Annotated in this window: 21 protein-coding genes; 4 read left to right on the forward strand and 17 right to left on the reverse strand. The window is 54.1% G+C overall.

Going from position 1 to position 21349, the window contains the following annotated elements; all coding sequences use genetic code 11:
- Positions 1–79 precede the first annotated feature (79 nt).
- The 11 genes from rseP to HNEAP_RS07300 all read right to left on the reverse strand — a co-directional run bounded on the left by rseP (position 80) and on the right by HNEAP_RS07300 (position 10083).
- On the reverse strand, positions 80–1489 hold the full coding sequence (gene rseP / locus HNEAP_RS07250; RefSeq protein ID WP_012824313.1) for an RIP metalloprotease RseP: 1410 nt from the start codon (positions 1487–1489) through the stop codon (positions 80–82).
- A 54-nt stretch (positions 1490–1543) separates the two neighbouring features.
- Entirely contained in the window at positions 1544–2749 is a 1206-nt protein-coding gene (ispC, locus tag HNEAP_RS07255) for a 1-deoxy-D-xylulose-5-phosphate reductoisomerase (protein ID WP_012824314.1), read from the reverse strand.
- A gap of 18 nt (positions 2750–2767) precedes the next feature.
- On the reverse strand, positions 2768–3622 hold the full coding sequence (locus tag HNEAP_RS07260; RefSeq protein WP_012824315.1) for a phosphatidate cytidylyltransferase: 855 nt from the start codon (positions 3620–3622) through the stop codon (positions 2768–2770).
- Positions 3619–4386: a polyprenyl diphosphate synthase gene (gene uppS / locus HNEAP_RS07265; protein ID WP_012824316.1), complete on the reverse strand. Its 768-nt coding sequence runs from the start codon at positions 4384–4386 to the stop codon at positions 3619–3621. The genes HNEAP_RS07260 and uppS overlap by 4 nt, the downstream gene beginning before the upstream one ends.
- A 6-nt stretch (positions 4387–4392) precedes the next feature.
- A complete protein-coding gene (frr, locus tag HNEAP_RS07270; RefSeq protein ID WP_012824317.1) occupies positions 4393–4950 on the reverse strand; it encodes a ribosome recycling factor in 558 nt (185 codons plus the stop codon).
- Positions 4947–5687, reverse strand: a complete 741-nt coding sequence (gene pyrH / locus HNEAP_RS07275) for a UMP kinase (protein WP_012824318.1) — start codon at positions 5685–5687, stop codon at positions 4947–4949. Before pyrH ends, frr begins: the two co-directional genes overlap by 4 nt.
- 239 nt (positions 5688–5926) lie before the next feature.
- Entirely contained in the window at positions 5927–6805 is an 879-nt protein-coding gene (tsf, locus tag HNEAP_RS07280; protein WP_012824319.1) for a translation elongation factor Ts, read from the reverse strand.
- A gap of 122 nt (positions 6806–6927) precedes the next feature.
- The gene (rpsB, locus tag HNEAP_RS07285; protein WP_012824320.1) at positions 6928–7662 is read right to left on the reverse strand and encodes a 30S ribosomal protein S2; all 735 of its coding nucleotides are present in this window, start codon (positions 7660–7662) and stop codon (positions 6928–6930) included.
- Between the two features lie 316 nt (positions 7663–7978).
- Positions 7979–8779 carry a segregation and condensation protein A gene (locus tag HNEAP_RS07290; protein ID WP_012824321.1) on the reverse strand — a complete coding sequence of 267 codons (801 nt, stop codon included), beginning with the start codon at positions 8777–8779 and terminating at the stop codon, positions 7979–7981.
- A gap of 18 nt (positions 8780–8797) precedes the next feature.
- Positions 8798–9454 (reverse strand): site-2 protease family protein, encoded by a 657-nt coding sequence (locus HNEAP_RS07295; protein ID WP_012824322.1) that lies wholly within the window; start codon positions 9452–9454, stop codon positions 8798–8800.
- A gap of 2 nt (positions 9455–9456) precedes the next feature.
- Positions 9457–10083, reverse strand: coding sequence for an L-threonylcarbamoyladenylate synthase (locus tag HNEAP_RS07300; protein ID WP_012824323.1), 627 nt, complete (start codon positions 10081–10083; stop codon positions 9457–9459).
- A 147-nt stretch (positions 10084–10230) separates the two neighbouring features.
- On the opposite strand from HNEAP_RS07300, the gene HNEAP_RS07305 reads away from it, so the two are divergent.
- The 4 genes from HNEAP_RS07305 (at position 10231) to HNEAP_RS07320 (ending at position 12963) form a co-directional block, all read left to right on the forward strand.
- A complete protein-coding gene (locus tag HNEAP_RS07305) occupies positions 10231–10806 on the forward strand; it encodes a septation protein A (RefSeq protein WP_012824324.1) in 576 nt (191 codons plus the stop codon).
- Between the two features lie 42 nt (positions 10807–10848).
- Complete coding sequence (locus HNEAP_RS07310; RefSeq protein WP_012824325.1) at positions 10849–11178, forward strand: YciI family protein; 330 nt, start codon at positions 10849–10851, stop codon at positions 11176–11178.
- Between the two features lie 31 nt (positions 11179–11209).
- Positions 11210–12187, forward strand: a complete 978-nt coding sequence (locus HNEAP_RS07315; protein ID WP_012824326.1) for a peptidylprolyl isomerase — start codon at positions 11210–11212, stop codon at positions 12185–12187.
- 296 nt (positions 12188–12483) lie between these two features.
- A complete protein-coding gene (locus HNEAP_RS07320; RefSeq protein ID WP_012824327.1) occupies positions 12484–12963 on the forward strand; it encodes a Crp/Fnr family transcriptional regulator in 480 nt (159 codons plus the stop codon).
- 89 nt (positions 12964–13052) lie between these two features.
- Here HNEAP_RS07320 and HNEAP_RS07325 read toward each other — a convergent pair whose 3' ends face one another.
- The 6 genes from HNEAP_RS07325 to infB form a co-directional block, all read right to left on the reverse strand.
- A complete protein-coding gene (locus HNEAP_RS07325; RefSeq protein ID WP_012824328.1) occupies positions 13053–14270 on the reverse strand; it encodes an EAL and HDOD domain-containing protein in 1218 nt (405 codons plus the stop codon).
- Between the two features lie 181 nt (positions 14271–14451).
- Positions 14452–16542, reverse strand: a complete 2091-nt coding sequence (gene pnp / locus HNEAP_RS07330) for a polyribonucleotide nucleotidyltransferase (protein ID WP_243726317.1) — start codon at positions 16540–16542, stop codon at positions 14452–14454.
- 291 nt (positions 16543–16833) lie between these two features.
- Positions 16834–17103 (reverse strand): 30S ribosomal protein S15, encoded by a 270-nt coding sequence (gene rpsO / locus HNEAP_RS07335; RefSeq protein WP_012824330.1) that lies wholly within the window; start codon positions 17101–17103, stop codon positions 16834–16836.
- Between the two features lie 111 nt (positions 17104–17214).
- Positions 17215–18171 (reverse strand): tRNA pseudouridine(55) synthase TruB, encoded by a 957-nt coding sequence (truB, locus tag HNEAP_RS07340; RefSeq protein WP_012824331.1) that lies wholly within the window; start codon positions 18169–18171, stop codon positions 17215–17217.
- Complete coding sequence (gene rbfA, locus HNEAP_RS07345) at positions 18168–18587, reverse strand: 30S ribosome-binding factor RbfA (RefSeq protein WP_012824332.1); 420 nt, start codon at positions 18585–18587, stop codon at positions 18168–18170. The genes truB and rbfA overlap by 4 nt, the downstream gene beginning before the upstream one ends.
- Before the next feature lie 65 nt (positions 18588–18652).
- Positions 18653–21346: a translation initiation factor IF-2 gene (gene infB, locus HNEAP_RS07350; protein ID WP_012824333.1), complete on the reverse strand. Its 2694-nt coding sequence runs from the start codon at positions 21344–21346 to the stop codon at positions 18653–18655.
- Positions 21347–21349 lie beyond the last annotated feature (3 nt).

Below are 21349 nucleotides of genomic sequence, written 5' to 3' on the forward strand. Positions count from 1 at the left end.
GATATAAGCCATGCATGCGAACCAAACTCAGTGCACCGCTCGCCACTGCCGACAATCGAGCTATTGTCGCCGACTATGCCTAGTGCAGCAACCGTGAGATGTCATTATAGAAAGCCAGCGCCATCAAACTCACCAGAAAGGCCAGACCTATCTTGGTTGCAACGGCTTCAAGCGCGGCCTCCGCGGGCTTCCCACGAAGAGCTTCAACCACATAAAGCACCAAATGGCCGCCGTCCAGCAAGGGGATGGGCAGCAAATTCATGATGGCGAGCGACAGGCTGACCAGTGCCATGAACCCAAGGAAAGTTGAAAAGCCGATAACCAGACTCTGCCCGGCGTACTCGGCAATCGCCACCGGACCTGAGAGATTGGATAAGCTCGCCTGACCGGTAAGCAAGCCACCGAAGACATTAAAAGTCAGCGTGGTCATGGCCCAACTCCGCGATGCGGCCATAGATAACGCTTCAACCGGATTGTATCGCTCCAGAACCAGCATCTGTATCCCATCAGCCTTCGCGCGCGCCACGGCATCGGGCACCAGGCCCAACTGGGCACCGATCCGCCCAACGGAGGTTGTTTTGCCATCGACATTGGTGGATGTTTCGGTCTTGGGCGTCACCGTGATCTGTTCTGTACGCCCATCTCGAAGCACGGTCAGCGTGACGGGCTTGCCAGGAGAATGCTCGATGCGGGTAATCAGAGCCCAGGGATCCCGATACGTCGAACCATTGATCTCCTCAATGATGTCGCCTTTCTTCAAGCCGGCTTGCTCGGCGGGGCTGGCAGCCATCACCTTATGGATGAGGGCATCACCCTTTGGCGACCACAATCGATAGCCAATCTCTCTCAACACATCCCTCGCCGGTCCCTGATGATTCCCCTGAAGTGGTTTGAGCTTGGTCAAATCGAGAGTGCCCGTGTTGACAGCACCTTGATGTTCAAATTCGATGGGCACTTTGGCCCCGGCCACGCCCCCTTCCAACACAGCAAGTCGCAGATCGGAAAGGCTATGAATGGCTTGTCCTCCGACTTGCGTAATCACATCACCATCCTGAAGACCGCTTCGAGCCAGAACGGAATCGGCGGGCACCACGCCAACCTTCGGCAGCACACCCTGAACTCCGACCATGAACATCATCATCCAGAGTACGAGTGCAAGCAGAATATTCGCAACCGGTCCGGCAAGAACAATCAGAAAACGCTTCCAGACGGGCTGGCTGTTGAACGCCCGATGCTGCTCGGATGGGTCGACGGGCGCTTCGCGTTCATCCAGCATTTTTACGTAACCGCCCAAAGGAAAAGCGGCAATACGGTATTCAATCGCATCCGGCCCCTTACGGGTGGACCATAACGTAGGGCCAAAGCCGAGTGAGTACGTCAGAACCTTGACCCCAAGCTTTCGGGCAACCCAGAAGTGGCCGTATTCATGGAATGCGACCAACACCGCGATGGTGATCAGGAACCCCAACAAACTCATTAGAATATTCATGTCATCAAGTGGTCCAAAAGAGTACAGGCAAGCTCAAAACGGGCAATGAAGCGATCAGCCACGTGAATTCTCGAAACGAATGACAGCCGCATCCGCCATCGCACGTGCCCACTCGTTCTCGTCCAACACCGCCTCTATGGACTCGGGCGCGGCCGTCCGGGTTCCGGATTGAACCAAGTTCATGACAGCCTCAATCAACCGGGAAATATCGTTGAATGCGATACGGCCATCCAGAAATGCGGCAACGGCAACTTCATTGGCGGCATTCAGTACCAATGGTGCGTTGCCGCCGCTTTCAATCGCCGCATAAGCAAGCCGCAAGCAAGGAAAACGTTCACAATCGGGCGCATGAAAGTGCAAGCCATTGAGGGAAGTAAAATCTAGGGGCGCTACGCCCGATTCAATTCGTTCCGGCCAGGCCAATGCATGCGCGATGGGTGTGCGCATATCCGGCAGGCCCAGTTGGGCCAGCACCGAACCATCTGCGAATTGCACCATGGAGTGGATCACGGATTGCGGATGCACGATCACATCGATCCGCGACGCCGGCATGCCAAACAGCCAGGATGCCTCGATGACCTCAAGCCCTTTGTTCATCATCGTGGCCGAATCCACCGAGATTTTGCGCCCCATCGACCAGTTCGGATGACGACAAGCTTCATCAACTGTAATCTCTGAAAATCGCTCAAGGGGATGCGTTCTAAATGGCCCGCCGGATGCCGTCAGAATGAGTTTATCAACCGCTTTGGCAGGTTGCTCTCCAACGGGGAGGCACTGGAAAATCGCGTTGTGTTCACTGTCGATGGGCAGAAGCGTCGCACCGGACTCGGCGACGGCGGTCATCATGATTTGACCCGCCGCGACCAGTGACTCCTTGTTGGCAAGCAACACCTGCTTGCCTGCACGCACCGCAGCCCAGGTCGAGGCAAGACCAGCCACACCGACAATGGCAGCTACAACGACATCGACCGATTCTTCTGCGGCCAATGCTGCAATTTGCGCTGGCTGGTCAACGATCTCTGGCCGCAGTGCGCCATCTGGAATTTGCTCTGCGATTCGCTCGCGCAATCGAGCCGCGGCAGCCGGATCGGCCACACCAACCGTACGGGGGTGAAATTCCTGAATCTGCGCCCACAAAACATCAACCTGCGCGTTCGCCACCAAGCTTTGCACCCGATAATGCTTTGGGTGGAGACGAACCACGGCCAATGTGCTCTGGCCGATGCTCCCCGTTGAGCCGAAAATTGAAACAGATTTCACTGCCGATCTCCCATCAGCTCAGGCCACAACGAACAGGTGCATCTGGGCAAGCGCCAGAAACCAGATGGGCATGGCCGCCAACTGGCCGTCGAGCCGGTCAAGCAGGCCACCATGACCGGGCAGTATCCGCCCGCTGTCCTTCACGCCTGCCTCACGCTTCAAACGGGATTCTTCGAGATCGCCCGCAACGGAATAAATCGCCACCAGCATGCTCCAAACAGCCAACTGCCATGAAGGCACGGCTTGGAATAAGGGCAGCGCGGCGCCAATCGCAGCAAGCAAACCGACACCGACGAGACCGCCGATCATGCCTTCTATTGATTTACCCGGGCTCAGGGCAGGTGCGAGTTTGTTTTTGCCCCAAGCCCGACCGGCGAAATACGCCAACGAGTCGGCAACAGCCACAATCAAAATCCCGAACAGCAGCAACCACGGCCCCTGCTCCTCGCGATGGATCATGACCACGGCTAACCAGAATACGGGCAGGATCAGGATTCCGAGCAACGTACGAACATTGGATGAGCGGGTAGGCGCGGCAACACGTCGGTGAAACCATAGCCCCAGAATCAATCCGGCCCAACCCAACACGGCAAGGGCAAACAATCCTGAGACCAAGTTAGCTGGCAAGAATAAAAAGAGTCCGGCACCCAAGAACGCGGCAGCGATCAGTGCGATCCAGCGCCAAATCAAGCCGATTGCACAGAGACGGAACCACTCATAACCCAAGCCAAGCGAGAGCAACGCGGTAAAACCGACAAAAGCATACTCAGGCAGCGCAAAAATAACGAACAGACCGAGCACACCCAGCGCCAATGCCGTCAACACGCGCACACCCGTCCCGCTCATGGCTTTGTTATCTGTGCTCGTCATCATTCTTCAACACCGCCAAAGCGGCGCTGGCGAGCGGCAAACCAGTTCAAAGCGTCTCTAAAATCTTTCTCAGTGAAAGAAGGCCACAGACAGGACGTGAAATAGAGTTCGGCATAAGCGGATTGCCACAACAGGAAATTGCTGATGCGCTGCTCGCCACCCGTACGAATGAAAAGATCGACAGGCGGTTGATTAGCGGTGGATAAATTAGCTTCAAAACAGCTGCGAACCGCAGTTTCGTCGTCAAGATCAACCTCACCCCGTTCTGCCGAACGGGCCAGCCGGGTAGCTGCCTGAAGTATGTCCCACTGCCCCCCATAGCTGACGGCGATCATCAAGTGCAGCCCGTCATTGGCTGACGTAAGCTCTTCTGCCTGTGTCATCGAATGACATATGCCCTGAGGCAGACGCGTACGATCCCCGATGAATTGCACACGAATACCATTGGCGTGCAAATCCTTGATATCTCGCTCCAGCGCATAGGAAAACAGGCGCATCAATGCGTCCACCTCCTCGGCTGGGCGCGTCCAGTTCTCGGAGGAAAATGCGAACAGGGTAAGTACGGGGATGTTTGCGCGACGAGCAGACTCAATCAGTCGACGAACTGCTCTGCGGCCTCGTTGATGACCAAGGCTGCGCGGAAGATGCCGTTCTCTGGCCCAGCGCCCATTACCATCCATGATCACAGCGACATGCTGCGGGCCATTGGATGGCTGGACAGCAGGAGAAACCGCCGAAGAACTAGACGCTGTATCCGATGCCTTCACGCCGAATTAGACTTCAAGCAATTCTTTTTCTTTTTCAGCGACCAGCTTATCGATTTCGGTAACGCACTGATCCGTCAATTTCTGGATCAAGTCCTGACCACGACGTTCGTCGTCTTCGGAAATATCCTTGTCCTTGAGCATGTTCTTCAGGTCATTGTTGGCATCACGGCGAATATTTCGCACGGCCACCTTGGCATTTTCACCTTCGGTACGCACCACCTTGCCCAACTCCTTGCGGCGCTCTTCCGTAAGCGCAGGCATCGGAACCCGAATCACCAAACCGGAAGTCGATGGATTCAGCCCCAAGTCGGAAGTCATGATCGCTTTTTCGATTTTGCCGACCATTTCTTTTTCCCACGGTGTTACCGACAGGGTACGAGAGTCTTCAGCCGACAGTTTGGCAACCTGAGACAACGGCACCATGCTGCCGTAATAATCCACCGACACATGATCAAGAATGCTGACGTGTGCCCGTCCGGTTCTGATTTTGCTCAATTCCACCTTGAGCGCATCGATGCTCTTGTGCATCCGCACATCACAATCTTTTCTAATATCTTCGATCATTTCAATAATTCCTCGGATGTCACCAATGTACCCACAGGCTCGCCTTGAATGGCGCGCACCAGGTTGTTCGGGGCATGAATATCGATCACCATCATCGGCATGTTCTGGTCGCGACAAAGCACGATCGCTGTCGCATCCATGACCGCCAGACGCTGATCAAGGGCGTGATTATAAGTTAAGTGTTCAAATCGGAGCGCATTTGGATTCTTCACGGGGTCCGAGTCATAAACGCCATCGACTTTCGTCGCCTTGATCATGATATCGGCCTGGATTTCGATGGCGCGCAAACTCGCACCAGAATCCGTGGTAAAGAACGGATTGCCCGTGCCACCGACAAGAATCACGATCCGGCCCTTCTCAAGATGACGAATCGCCCGGCGGCGGATGAAGGATTCACACACAGAGGGGATGGACACGGCGGACATTACCCGGACTTCCAATCCACGCTGTTCGATCACATCCTGCATGGCAAGACCATTCATAACCGTCGCCAGCATGCCCATCTGATCGCCCGTAACCCGGTCCATACCGGCCTTGGCCAAACCTTCTCCACGGAAGATATTACCGCCCCCAACGACAATCCCGATCTCAACACCCATGGATCGCAAGCTCAGAATATCTTCAGCCAGACGATGAATGACCGAAGGATCGATGCCAAAAGGGCTATCACCCATCAACGCCTCGCCACTTAATTTCAGCAATACGCGTTTGTATTTGGGCGTGGCAGGGTCGGTCATATTGTAGGCCTCTTGAGTTTTATCGGGAATCCAAGGAAGGTCAGTGAAGGTTTCTCATCCCTAATCCTTCTGACCATAACAATCGAAAAGAACGCTTCTCAATTGACACCATTTTCCAATATCGCACAGACATTGGAAAATAGTGGCATACGCGAATGCAGCATATCGTTCGCGCGAGCCCAAGGTGCATTATCAGGCTCAAAAAAAAGCCGGAGTCGCCTCCGGCCTATCTATTCGTATCAGGCGCCTTTGACTTGCGCCATCACCTCGGCCGCGAAGTCGGTGGTGTCTTTTTCGATCCCCTCACCTACCTCGATACGAGCAAACTTGACGCAGGTAGCGCCTTTGTTCTTGAGCAGCTTACCGACCGTCAAATCCGGATCCTTGACGAACGGCTGGCCAACCAGCGCCACTTCGGCAAGGAACTTGCGAATACGACCATCCACCATTTTTTCGATGATGTCGGCAGGCTTGCCGCTATCGGCTGCCTGAGCGATGAAAATCTCGCGCTCTTTAGCCACCAGATCGGCATCCACATCGGATTCGTTCACGCAGACCGGACGGGTCGCGGCAACGTGCATGGCAATATCACGGGCCAGAGCCACTTCGCCGCCCTGCAACTCAACCAATACACCGATACGCTCACCGTGACGATAAGCGCCAACAGCGCCTGTGGTCTCGTAACGCTCGAAACGGCGCACCTGGAGGTTTTCACCCAGCTTGGCAACCAGCGCTTTACGCTTATCTTCAATGCTCTGGCCGTCAATCTGCAACGCCATCAAGGCATCCATATCGGCAGGATTATCCGCCAATACCCGATCGGCAACCGACTGCACGAATCCGGCGAAATCCGGGTTCTTGGCAACGAAATCCGTCTCGGAGTTGACTTCAACCATGGCAGCAATATGGCCGTCATCAGAAACGGCTACGCCAATCTGGCCTTCGGCAGCCACACGGCCGGCTTTCTTGTCGGCTTTGGCCAAGCCGTTCTTACGCATGTACTCGATCGCGGCTTCGATATCACCACCGGTTTCAACCAGGGCTTTCTTGCATTCCATCATGCCCGAGCCGGTACGCTCGCGCAGATCCTTAACTAAGCTGGCACTAATCGTTGTCATCAGCGTTTCCTCTTAATTTTAAAATTCATTTAATAACAATAACGGGCCACTTGGGACCCGTTCTGTTGCTGTTTATTGGGCAGTGGTACCGAAGGTCGACACCACGCCGATCAAACAATCAATCAGGCCTGATCGGCTTCCGCTGCTTCGACAAAGTCTGAGGGAGCAATCGCTGACGCACCCTTCGCTTCCAGTACGGTTTCAGCTACTGCATGGGCATAGAGCTGGATCGCACGGATCGCATCATCGTTACCCGGGATAACGTAATCGATACCTTTGCTGCTGCTGTTGGTATCCACGATACCGATAACAGGGATGCCCAGCTTCTTGGCTTCGATCACCGCGATATCTTCGTGACCGACGTCAATGACGAACAGCGCATTCGGCAGACGATCCATATCCTGAATACCACCGAGTGAACGCTCGAGTTTTTCACGCTCACGGGTCATCATCAGACCTTCTTTCTTGTTCAGTTTTGCCAGCGAACCGTCTTGTTCCATAGTTTGCAGCGTTTTAAGACGACGAACCGACTGACGCACGGTAGCGTAGTTCGTCATCATGCCGCCCAACCAACGGTGGTTGACATACGGCATGCCACAACGAGCCGCTTCTTCAGCGACGGTGTCGCGAGCTGAACGCTTAGTGCCGACGAACATGATGGTTCCGCCGCCACCAACAACTTTACTGATGAAGTTCAACGCATCGTTGAACATCGGAACGGTCTTTTCCAGATTGATGATGTGGATGCGGTTACGCTGACCGAAAATATAGGGCGCCATGCCCGGATTCCAATAACGAGTCTGGTGACCAAAATGGACGCCGGCCTCGATCATTTGACGCATGCTAACTGATGCCATGATATTAAACCTTTTCAAATTATGGGTTGAGCCTCCGTTCAACCAAACCAATGCAACCTTGGGCGGCCTCTCGCCTTCCCGCAGCACCCCGCATCGTTTTACCGTTGAACGTGTGAATTACCTCGCGCACAACCTAGGGTTATGACAAGGCGCGCGTATTCTAGCGCCTCAGACCGCAGAATGGAAGCTTGAGGAACTGATTCGACACCTTTGCGGCGCACCGCCACTGCGACCAACATGATCGCCGACACTTCCCTCGATCAAAGCATTGTGGCGAATGCTTTATCTGCGAGCATCGCCATAAATCCCCATGGAATCACTCGTTCAAGTCAAGTTCCGATGAAACCGCAAACAGCCGGATCGGCGAAAAGGGGCCATCCTGCGCAAATTCGATCGCGTGGGCCTTGGCCAACTCAAGCACGGCAACCACGCTCACGGCAATACCACCGCGCCCTTCTTCGGCCCGATAGACACGATCCAGCGTTACGGGGCTCCCCATTTTCATCAGATCGAGGATGTCGGTCATGCGGGCACGAACGGACAGCGTCTCGCGACGAATTTCATGCGCCGCTGTCAGCTCACCCTGTCGCACCATGCCGCGCAGCGCTGCCACCAGGTCCGTCAGGGAAATATCAGGCGGGAGAATGGTGTGACGGGGAAGCGTTGCGGTAATGCTCAAAGGGAAAAAGTCCCGATCCACTCGCGGCTGCTCATCCAGCCAACAGGCTGCGTGATTCAGGCGCTCGTAAGCCAGCAGGCGCTCAACCAAGGCAGCGCGAGGGTCTTCTGATTCTTCATCGTCTGCGGCCGGTGGCGTCGGAAGAAGCAACCGCGATTTGATCTCGGCAAGCCAGGCGGCCATGAGCAAGTACTCCGCCGCCAGTTCGATTTTCAAAGATTGCATCAGATCAAGGTAGGTCAGGTATTGCCGCGTCACCTCGGCGACAGGAATTGCAAGGATGTCGAGGTTTTGCTTGCGAATCAGGTAGAGCAGCAGATCGAGCGGGCCTTCAAATTGCGACAGCAACACGGAAAGCGCATCAGGGGGGATATACAAATCCAAGGGCAGTTGCGTGAGTGGCTGCCCGCCGATTTTCACCTGTATCTCTGCAACCACTTTTGATTGATCCGGTGATTAGAGCAGATGAACCAGGCCGTTAAACCAGTTCAGCAGGACCAGCAGAATCGGCGAAATAACGTACGACAGCGCGCCGGTGAACAGAAGCAGGAGCAAAATGGGAAAGCCCCAAGGCTCCAGCATGGAGACCTTGTTGGCCGCGTGCGGCGGTAACAGCGCGACAAGCACACGCCCGCCATCGAGCGGCGGCAAGGGCAATAAATTGAACACGGCCAACAGGATATTAACGAAAATCCCGATCTGCCCCATCAACGCCAACGGTTCGGCATACCAGGCTCCGCTCGCCAATCCGGACACACCGACTGCGGTCAGCCCGGCCCACGCAAATGCCATCAGCATGTTTGACGCAGGGCCCGCAATCGCCACCAGCGCCATGTCTCGCCGTGGATCCTTGAAATTCTTCGTATTGATCGGCACCGGCTTGGCCCAACCGAATACAAACGACGTGAGAATGAACATCGCCAGTGGTACAACAATCGTACCGATCGGATCGATATGCTTGATCGGGTTCAAGGTCATCCGCCCGAGAAACTTGGCTGTGCCATCGCCCAGATAGTTTGCGGCAAAGGCATGGGCGGCTTCGTGCACGGTCACTGCCAGCAAGATGGGCAGAATACCGATGGCGATTTTCTGAATGAGTGTGAGTTCCAGCACGATCAATCCTCAAGTTCTGGCGGGATGCCGCCCAAGCCTTCCCGCACGAGCACGAATTCGTCGCCCGTCATGTCGATCACCGTCGACGGATTCTGTGCGTGAAACCCCGTACTGACAATCATATCAACCTGACGCTCGACTGCTCTTGGAAACCATTCCGGGTCTTCCAGCGGTTCATTATGATCAGGCAAAACCAATGACGCGCTGAGAATGGGGGCTGCCAATTCTTCAAGCACCGAGCGCAACACCGTGTTTTGCGGTACGCGCAAACCGATCGAACGTTTCTTGGCGTGCAGTAAACGTCGAGGCACTTCGCTCGTCGCTTCGAGGATGAATGTATATGGCCCCGGCGTGTGTGTTTTAAGAAAGCGGTAATGCTGATTGTCAAGCTTGGCGTAGGTACTGATTTCAGACAGATCTCGGCACAACAGCGTCATGTGATGCGGTTCATTGTCGCGGCGAATCTGCGCAATTTTAGCCAAGGCCGTCTTATCCTCCAGCCGACAGGCAAGGGTATAACCGGAATCGGTTGGCAAAACGATGACCGAACCATCGGATAAAGCTTCGGCGATCTGAGTCACCAATCGGGGCTGCGGCGACTCGGGGTGGACTTCAAGAAGGGTACTCATAATCTTTTGAATCTGATGTTGACATATATTAGGGAACCAAGCGGCAGGAAAAACACCTAACCGGCAAGAATTTTGCGGCAAATCTGATTAAGATGGCCGTCTTGGATTTCGAATAATCCCTTATCTCAGTGTACTCCGAATCAACCCATGAAGTTTTTATACGATTTCTTTCCGATCCTTCTGTTTTTTGTCGCCTACAAACTGGGCGGTATTTATGTGGCTACGGGTGTCGCCATGATTGCCGCTACGATACAGATCAGCTATAGCTGGTTTATCAAGAAGAAAGTCGAAAACATGCACTGGATCTCTGCAGGTTTGATTCTGCTGTTCGGCGGCATGACACTGATTTTGCATGATCCGCTCTTCATCATGTGGAAACCCACCATCCTGAACTGGCTCTTTGCACTCGCCTTTGCAGGCAGCGCCTTCATGGGCAGCAAACCATTGGTGCAGCGCATGATGGAACACGTACTGGCCGTGCCAAACCCAATCTGGCGACGGGTAAACTGGGCCTGGGTTATGTTCTTCATCATCTCGGGCATAGCGAACATTTACGTGGCATACAACTTTTCGCAGGATGCCTGGGTCAACTTCAAGCTTTTTGGTTTGATGGGCATGACCTTCGTATTCATGATTCTGCAGGGCATATACCTCGCCCGTTACGCAGAAAACACCGAGGAAGTGGTGGCTGACAATGCCAACGATACGGATCAGATTCGCTAAACCGCGAACCTCAACAACGCGCTATAAAGCAAGGATATTGTGATGCATTTTATCATTCACGCCATCGATCACCCCGATAGTCTGACGGGTCGACTGGCCCATCGGGCCGATCATCGCAAACGAATCGAAGCGCTTCATAACGAAGGCCGATTGGTGACGGCCGGTCCACTGCCAAACAAGGTTGAGGCAGACCCGAACATTTCCGGCTTCAGCGGCAGCCTGATTATTGCCGATTTCCCGGATGAAGCCAGCGCCCGTGCATGGGCAGACACTGACCCCTATGTATTGAATGGCATCTACGCTGAAATCCGGGTTTATCCGTATCTACAAACTTTTTCTGCCGCACCGACCACGACACAAGTGGCCAAATAACGCTTATCTTCACGCACAAGGAAAACACACCATGCAAAAATCAACCTGGATGAAACCGTTTGCCATAACCGGTATCGCCCTACTCGCTTTTGCCGGATTGGCCGGATGCCAAGGCAACTCCGATAACGCAACCAGCGCGGCCAAAACCCCTTTGGGCAATGAAGCCGCTTCGCACCCCGCCATGAACACAGCGGATACTTCGGCCAAGGTAACCAGTGGCAAGATCATCGCCACCATCAATGGCCAGCCCTTGTATGAAGAAAACCTGAAGGTTATTCAAAGCTCATTGCCAAAATCCAAAAACATACCTGAACAAGACTTGATCCAACGCATGATCGAGTTGCGTCTGTTGGCCAGTGCCGCGCGTCAGGAAGGACTGGATAAGCAGATCAAAACCAAGGCGCAGATACAAAACGCTGTCGACAACCAATTAGCGAACGATTACCTGTCTGATTACCTCAGCAAAATGAAGGTAACAGATGCCGAACTTCAACCTGAATACAATCAATTCGTCAAAGGTTATCCAAAAACAACGCAATACAAAGCAGCGCACATCCTCGTCAAAACCAAGGAAGAAGCAGACGCGATCATCAAGCAGCTCGACAGCGGGACGCCGTTCGATCAACTGGCCAAGGAAAAATCTCAAGATCCGGGCTCAGCAAAACAGGGCGGAGAACTCGGTTGGTTTGATGCCGATCAAATGGTGCCCGAATTTTCGGCAGCCGTCGAAAAGCTCAAGAAAGGCGAGATCACCCAGCAGCCGGTCAAATCACAATTCGGTTGGCATGTCATCAAACTGGAAGACACGCGCTTGGCACAACCACCGACTTTTGCGGAACTCAAACCACAACTTGAAACCCAATACCGTCGTGCGGCTATTGAAGATCTGATCAAAAAATTACGCACAAAGGCTAAAATCAACATCATGGCTGTTCCCGCCACTCTGCAAACAGCACCGGCTGAGGCTTCCAAGCCATCGGAAGAAGCCGCGCCCGCAGCCAAGCCCTAAGCCCATCCACGCCGGGTGATGACACGACCCTTTACCGACAAACCGGTAAAAGCTCGCACGGATACCACGCTAAAGTGTTATCCGTGTTACCGAGCGACAAAAATCGTCTTTGCTTTGGTGAATTGGCAAGCACGGATTAACTTCACTTTAGGGCACCGTGAAAAACCCCTTTCATGGGATGTTTCAAGGTGTCCTTTGAATTTGTGGTCTTGATTCATAACTCGGAAATAACGCACAATCAAAAAACCCCGTCCTCAGATGGGTATAATCAAATTTTTACCGCTCGGAACCCCAGAATGACCATCGAAGGCAGAAACCTGCAAGACACCATTATCGGCCGTGAACTGACGGCCGAACAATGCCAGACGCTGGCCTCTATTTGCGAGCAACAGACGATCCCGAATGGTCAGTTGCTCTTTGCAGAAGGTTCCAGCAACGACACGTTGTTCATCATTATGTCTGGGCGCTTTGCCGTGAGCCGGGATACGGGTCGGGGATTCAGCGATACGCTGCATTTGCTGGGCCAGGGTGAACTGGCGGGCGAGTCTGGATTTCTCGATGGCGCGCCGCACAGCGCGACACTGCGCGCGGTGGGTGATGCCGTTGTGCTAACGATCGAACGGGCGCGTCTTGAAGCGATGTTGATAAATAACCCTATCATCGTATACAAGGTGATGCGGGCCATCGTATACAGCATCCGAGAGATTACGCGCCGCATGAACCAGCAGCACTTGCAGATGCTGCAATATATCAACCCGGATTGCGGACGCTTCTAAGCCACATCTGCACAAAGCCATGCCTTAACCATGAAAAAAGTGAAGGCCCGGCTTTCAGCTTCTCGACTTTCAGCGAGTAACTTCTGGAATTAGCTGATTTTTTCAGCCCAGTTGACGGCTTCGACATAAAGTTCTGGCGCGCAGGCATTGAGCTTATTAGTGATTTCATCCCCATCAAGCCAGATGCCACGCTCGTAGAATACGAGATATTCGAGTATCTCGCCGAGCACACCTTTTCGACTCACCAGAGCCTCTGCAATACTGTCAGACAACGGCAATTCACCAACTATCTGCTCGATAGGCTGATCGTAGAACGCATCTAAAGTCGAGAACAATCCCACCATGAACGCAGACGACGGGTTACCCAATCCAGTTTTCTTGCTGAGTAATTCTGCAAATCGGGCCCGAACCATTGCGGTCGTAATCAAAGCCGACGGTTTCCCTGCCACGCCCGTCAACGCCGAAAGGTAAACCATGCTTCGAATGGTATTGATGCCCAACATGCGAACAGCGTCAGGCACAGATTCAACCTTGCGGCGCATGCCGATGGCCGCCGAGTTGACCAACCGCAGCAAGCGATAGGTCAGCCCCAAATCGGTATTTATTTTCTCAGAGATCGCGTCCAGAGTGACATTCTCATCTTGAAGCAGAATCAACATGCTCAGCAGATGGGCCTTGTTTGCCCGGATGGTCTGACGAACGATCATTTCTGGCCGTGAAAAGAAATGCCCTTGAAAATAATCAACACCGGCGGCTTTCAGTGTCTCGTAATCGCTCCATTCTTCAACCTTTTCGGCGATTACCTTCAAACCGGCATCGTGCGCATGCTTGACCACCTGTGCAATTTTATCAACGCCGTCAGAGAGCACATCCAGCTTGACGTAGTGCGCATTCTTGACACAAGGCTGGCCGATGTTACCCACCGGGAAATCATCCAGCGCTATACGAAAACCGAGTTGTTTTAGCGTGGCCATCGCTTCGGCGGTCGATTCATTGCACTCGACCGTTTCCAAGATTTCCAGCACCATTTGTCGCGCCACGATACCTTTGAGGACATCGTTGAACAGCAACTTAAGCGGTACATTGATGAATGCCTGCTGGGTACCCACCAGCACATCCAAACCAATTTCCGTTAATGCGTTGATCACCACCGAAGCGGTGGCCTGGTTGGAATTACTGATACGAGCAGTTTGGTCTGCGTCCTGTGCACGGTAGAGCAGTTCGTACCCGATGGTATTCAATTCCCGGTCTACAATCGGCTGGCGGGCTAAACGTATATGTTGAATCAGCATAGGCGTGGATGTCATCAGTGTTCCCTTACATGTCAGGCAAATAGCCTCTTCGAATCGCTTACACCAAAAACGGCCTGCTCATTAAAGCGAAAAATGCCATCTCATGCCAGCTATAGATAGTGACAAACCAGAGTATTCTCTGGCAAAAAACGTTTAGCGCACTGGCAAGCAAGATACCCGAAGTTCACCAAAAAATTTATTCCGTCTGCGGAGCATCCAGCCCCCTCATGGTCAGGCGCATACGACCTTGCTTATCCAACTCAAGCAAAAGTACGCGAACATTATCACCCTCCTGAAGCTTGTCGGTCACACGTTCGACGCGCTCATCACTGATTTGCGAGATATGCAGCAGACCATCCTTACCCGGCAGGATATTCACAAAAGCGCCGAAATCGGTGATTCGCACCACTTTGCCCTCATAAATCTTGCCAACTTCGGCCTCGACCGTGATTTGCTCGACGCGTCGACGCGCTTCCTCGCCCTGCTCGGCGGATGTCGCCGTAATCGTGATCTGGCCATCGTCTGAAATATCGATCTGTGTATGGGTATCGCGGGTAATGCCCTGAATCGTCGCTCCACCCTTGCCAATCACCTCCCGGATCTTGTCCGGGTTGATCTTGAACTTGATGAATTGGGGGGCGTTCGGGGCAACGCTCTTGCGCGGCGCGGCAAGTGCCGCGTTCATGATACCCAGAATGTGCAGCCGCCCACCCTTGGCCTGATCAAGCGCCTGACTCATGATCTCACGGGTAATTCCGTTGATCTTGATGTCCATTTGCAGGGCAGTAACCCCATCGGCGGTACCGGCAACCTTGAAATCCATATCGCCAAGATGATCTTCATCTCCAAGGATGTCGGAAAGCACAACAAAGCGATTGCCTTCCTTGATCAGGCCCATCGCGATGCCGGCTACCGGCGCCGCGATTTCCACACCGGCATCCATCATCGACAAGGATGCGCCACACACGCTGGCCATAGAGCTTGAGCCATTGGACTCGGTGATTTCCGACACCACGCGCAGTGTGTACGGAGAATTTTCCGGGTTTGGTATAACGGCCTTGACCCCGCGACGAGCCAAATTGCCGTGACCGATTTCGCGTCGTTTGGGCGCACCAAACCGGCCGGTCTCACCCACGCTGTAGGGCGGGAAGTTGTAATGGAAGATAAATGACTCCTTGTACTCACCCACCACCGCATCGATCAATTGCGCATCGCGTGCCGACCCGAGCGTCGTCACAACCAAAGCCTGCGTTTCACCGCGGGTAAAAAGCGCCGAACCGTGAACGCGGGGCAGCACACCGGTTCGTACGGTAATCGGGCGGATGGTTTTGGTATCGCGACCATCGATGCGCGCCGCGCCATCCAGAACGCGACCGCGCACAACCGATGATTCCAATGACTCGATCAGGGATGAAACCAACTTGGCCGGCACAGCAACATCATCCGCAAACTGGGCAATGGCTTCTTCACGCAATTCATTCAAGCGCAGGTAGCGTTGCTGTTTTTCGGCGATTTGATACGTCTCGGCAATCGAATCACCAAATGCCGTACGGATTTTGGCTTCCAGATCCGGATGCTCAACCGGAGGCGCCCAGGCCATGGCAGGACGTGCCGCATTGGCAGCGAGACGACGAATCGCCGCAATCGCCGACTGCGCCGCCTCATGACCGAACATGACTGCATCTAGCATCGTGGCTTCCGGCAAGCGATCTGCTTCTGATTCGACCATGAGCACGGCTTCTTCGGTACCCGCCACCACCAGTTCAAGCCGAGAATCGGCCATTTCGGTCTGTGCTGGATTCAACACAAACGCCTCATTGATATAACCGACGCGTGCTGCACCCAAATGTGCATCAAAAGGCAGACCCGACAAGGCCAGCGCTGCTGAAGCACCGAGCATGGCGGGAATGTCGCCGGGCACTTCGGGATCGAGTGATAGCACCTGGGCAATCACCTGAACCTGATTATAAAATCCCTTGGGAAACAGGGGACGTAACGGACGATCGATCAATCGGGCAATCAGGGTTTCCGCTTCGGTCGACCGCCCTTCCCGCTTGAAGAAACCACCGGGAATGCGACCAGCCGCGTAAAACTTTTCCTGATATTCGACGGTCAGCGGCAGAAAGTCCTGCCCGGGCTCCGGTGCGCTCTCGACAACAACAGTCACCAGTACCACCGTATCGCCCATCTGCACCATCACGGCACCAGAAGCCTGGCGGGCAATTTCTCCCGTGGTCAAGGTGACAGAATGACGTCCATAATCAAATTGTTCGGTAAAAACGGCCACGGGCATCCCCTTTTCTTATTTCAAAATCGAAAATGGATGCCGTCGGCACCCACATAAAACAATCCCGGCACAAGTCCGGGATGAAAAATCACTGTCGGAACGACGCAATATCGTCGCCCTGGCAGCCTGTCTGACTTTAGGAATCGCAGCGAAAATCAAGCTGGGCGAGGGCAGATTTTGCCGATTTTGCAGGGTAATAGCAGGTTCTATTGCCCAAAAAAGCGGTGAAATATGCACCGTCCAGATGGATTTGCAGCCGATTTCCCTAAAGTCCGACAGGCTGCCAGCCGATTACTTGCGCAGACCCAAACGGCTGATCAGTTCCTGGTAACGACCCAAATCTTTTGATTTCAGGTAGTCCAGCAGTTTGCGACGCTGGTTGACCAGCTTGAGCAAACCGCGACGGGAATGGTGATCTTTCTTGTGCTCGGCAAAGTGCTCGGTCAGGTGCACGATACGGGTGGTCAGCAGAGCGACCTGTACTTCCGGAGAACCGGTATCGTTTGTGCCGCGGCTGTAGTCTGCGACAACCTGTGATTTCTGTTCTGTAGTTAATGACATGAGATTGCTCCTGTTTCACCTGGGAAAGGTTGATTAAAAATAACATCAGGCAAGAGCGAATCCGCGCCCTTTACCGATGCGTGGCGAGAATGGCCTAGACCAGCCTCGCCGTTATAGCGCCGCAAACAAACGTCGCGGCGCCACTCGTCCGTCATCCAGAACTTCCCCCATTCCCAGGAAGAGGTCGTCGGGTCCGTAAATACAAAACCACCCGGTTTGTGGCGCTTTGGGCACAAACACCGGATGACCGTGACGAATATGAAAGGCGCTGTCCGCATCCAGTTGAACCACCGGATATCGCTCCAACGCCGAATCGGTCGGCAGAATAGCATGTTTTATCGCCATTTCCGCATCGGATTCGTTGAGTTTGATTAATTCATCGAGTGTCCACATTGTTGCGGATTTGGCCGGAACATCGCCCGCGGCCTCTGGCCACTCGGTCAGCCAAGGGCCGACACCGATTCGGCGTAACTTGGCAACAACCGCACCACAACCAACCGCTTCACCAATATCTTCAATCAAGGTGCGGATGTAAGCGCCCTTGCTGGAATGAACCAGAAGATCAAAATCCTGACCATCGAAATTCAGCAACTCGATACGATAGAAATTGATCGAACGCGCCTTGCGCTCGACCACCTCACCTGCTCGCGCCAGCTCATACAACCGCTTTCCATTAACCTTCAGCGCCGAATACATGGGTGGTACTTGGTCGACCAAGCCACGAAAGGGCGCGAGATAGGTTTCAATCTGTTCAGCCGTCAATTCAGGCACGGGGCGCTCTTCAATCACAGCGCCTTCCATATCACCCGTTTCGGTACGCAGACCGAGACGGCCGGTCACACGATAGGTTTTATCGGCATCCAGCAGCAAGCCAGAAACACGGGTCGCGTGACCAAAACACAAGGGCAGCATGCCGGTGGCTTCGGGGTCCAAACTACCGGTATGCCCGGCCTTGGCAGCCTGGAACAAATGCTTGACGCGCTGCAATGCCTGGTTGGAGCTCAACCCGATGGGTTTATCCAACAGCAAAATGCCATTGATTTCACGACCACGACGGCGGCGACTCATGATGTCTTCCTATCCGCTTGGTCTCCGGAAGGCGAGTCATCGGCATCGTCTGTCTGAACATGTTCGTCATCTTGCTTGCGCACGGCAGATATCAATGCATCCATCTGCATACCGCGCTCGATGGACGCATCAAACTGGAAAGTCAAACGCGGGACACTACGCAAACGCATCCGATGGGCCAGTTCAGTTCGCAAAAACCCAGCGGCCGAATCCAGCCATGCTTGCGCGCGTTCGCGTTCAGAACTGTTCAGTACGCTATAGAAAATCTTGGCGTAACCGAGATCACGAGTAACCTCGCAATCGGTAACCGTCAGCAAACTGATGCCAGCCTGACGGATTTCTTCACGCAAAAGATCAGCAATCTCGCGACGGATCTGCTCCGCCACGCGCTGATGACGACTAAAACCTTGTGGCATCTGGCCTGCCCTGTTGTTCTGAATAAAAACCTGCCGCTTTTGTGCGACAGGCTAAAAGTGACTATTTATGACAAGGTTCGCTGAACTTCGACACGCTCAAACACTTCGATCATGTCGCCGGCGCGAACATCGTTGTAGTTCTTGACACCGATACCGCAATCAAAGCCTGCACGCACTTCCTGTGCGTCGTCTTTGAAGCGACGAAGCGACTCGAGCTCACCCTCGTAAATCACCACGTGGTCTCGCAGCACGCGAATCGGGTTGCCGCGACGGATAACCCCTTCGGTAACCATACAACCCGCGATGGCGCCAAACTTCGGCGAACGGAAGACGTCGCGCACTTCGGCGAGGCCGACGATCTTCTCCTGCGTTTCCGTACCCAGCAAACCGCTCATGGCGTGGCGGACATCATCGATCATTTCGTAAATGATGCTGTAGTAACGAATTTCGACGCTCTGAGCCTGTGCAAGCTTGCGTGCAGATGCCTCGGCGCGGACGTTGAAGCCGATCAGAATCGCATTGGAAGTCGTCGCCAGATTTACATCCGACTCGGTGATACCGCCAACACTGCTCATCAACACATTGACCTTAACTTCATCGGTAGACAACTTGTTCAAGCTGTCGCGAATCGCTTCCGCAGAACCCTGTACGTCTGCCTTAACCAGAACGTTCAGGGTAGCCACCTCGCCTTCCTTCATCTGATCGAACAGATTTTCAAGCTTCGTAGACTGCTGAGTCGCCAAACGGCTATCGCGGTATTTGCCTGCACGGAACAGGGCAATTTCACGCGCCTTGCGTTCATCTTCGACCACCACGAGATCATCACCCGCCTGCGGTGTACCCGATAGACCGATGATGACCACTGGAATCGAGGGGCCAGCGGACTCGATGGGCGCGCCGTTTTCGTCGAGCATGGCGCGAACACGGCCATATTCCGAACCAACGAGCACGACATCGCCCTTGTTGAGCGTTCCACTACGAACCAGGACCGTCGCAACGGGACCGCGTCCTTTTTCAAGTGAAGATTCAACCACGGTACCCTTGGCATGGCCTTCTACCGGGGCTTTGAGTTCCAGCACTTCCGATTGCACCAGAACCGCATCCAGCAACTGGTCGATCCCCACGCCGGTTTTAGCCGATACCGGAACGAATTGTGTGTCTCCGCCCCACTCTTCCGAAATAACTTCCAGCTGGGACAGTTCACTACGAACCCGCTCAAGGTCGACATTGGGTTTATCGATCTTGTTGATCGCAACCACAATCGGCACGCCAGCAGCGCGTGCGTGCTGAACGGCTTCCTTGGTTTGCGGCATCACGCCATCATCGGCAGCGACGACCAGAATCACCAGATCGGTAACACTGGCACCACGGGCGCGCATGGCGGTAAAGGCTTCGTGGCCGGGGGTATCGAGGAACGTAATCACGCCGCGATTGGTTTCAACATGGTAGGCACCCACATGCTGGGTAATACCACCGGCCTCACCGGCCGTGACTTTCGCCCGACGGATGTAATCCAGCAATGAGGTTTTACCATGATCGACGTGGCCCATAACGGTAACAACCGGTGGTCGTGGCAGGGCCACGCCTTGTTCGATCGCTTGATCCAGCTCGGCTTCCAGCGTGGAATCGGAGACAGGAATCGGCGTGTGGCCCATTTCTTCAACAACCAAAACGGCCGTATCTTGATCGATCATCTGATTGATCGTCGCCATCACGCCCATGCTGAAGAGTGTTTTAACAACGTCCACGCCTTTGATCGACATTTTCTGCGCCAAATCGGATACGGAAATTGTTTCCGGAATCGTTACATCACGAATGACAGGCGCGACTGGCTTTTCAAAGTTACTCGTCTGCTTGCTGGCAACACCGGATCGGGCAGAAGATTTGCGTCCACGCTTGGCGCGACGCTCTTCTGCGCCCGCACCCAGATGGAGCTCTGAGCGACCGGTTTTGACTTCGCGTTCATGACGCCCTTTGCCACTATGTTTGGAGCCTTTCTTACGTGCTGACTCGTCTTCGGCGGCGGATTTCCCCGGTGCCGGACGCGCATTGGCTGTCGCCCCTTCGGATTCGGCCGTAGGCATGGCGATAATGCGCAACCGGGATTTGGGGCGCCCCGTCAACTCATCAATAGCTTGAGGTAAAACATCGGAGGTCGATTTCTCATCAGCCGATTCGTCGAGAATGGTATCGAACGGCTCAGCGGCCGAAGGCGCTGCGGCAGTTGAAGTTGTTTCTTCATTTTTCACCGATGCCGTCTCAACGGCTGGGCTTTCAGCAACAGCTTGCTCATCTCGAACCACATCAGACCCTGATTCCTGGGTTACTGACGCTTCTGCCTTGATTACTACGGACGTATTTTCAACGGCAGGGACAACCGCAGGCTCTGGCGCCTTCGCTACAACGGGCTCGACCACCAGTGGTTTTTCTTCAACCGCCTGAACAGGGGCTGCCTCACGGGCAACATAGGTTTTGCGGCTGCGATACTCGACTGCAACTGTTTTGCCGCGGGCGGCTCCTCCGCCGACCTTGATTTCTTCCTGCTTCTTGCGTTGCAGGGTGATGCGATTAGGTTTGGCTTCACCGGCATCCTTGGCAGAGTGTTGGCGCAAATAAGCCAAGAGCTTCATTTTATCGCCATCGCCAATCAGGGAGTCCGCCGAACTGGCTTTTACACCAGCCTCGGCCAACTGCACAAGCAGGCGCTCAGGGGTGGAACCAACTGTTTTCGCTAAATCTTTAACCGTGACCTCGGACATGTG

Source organism: Halothiobacillus neapolitanus c2 (genome assembly GCF_000024765.1).
Taxonomy (GTDB): domain Bacteria; phylum Pseudomonadota; class Gammaproteobacteria; order Halothiobacillales; family Halothiobacillaceae; genus Halothiobacillus; species Halothiobacillus neapolitanus.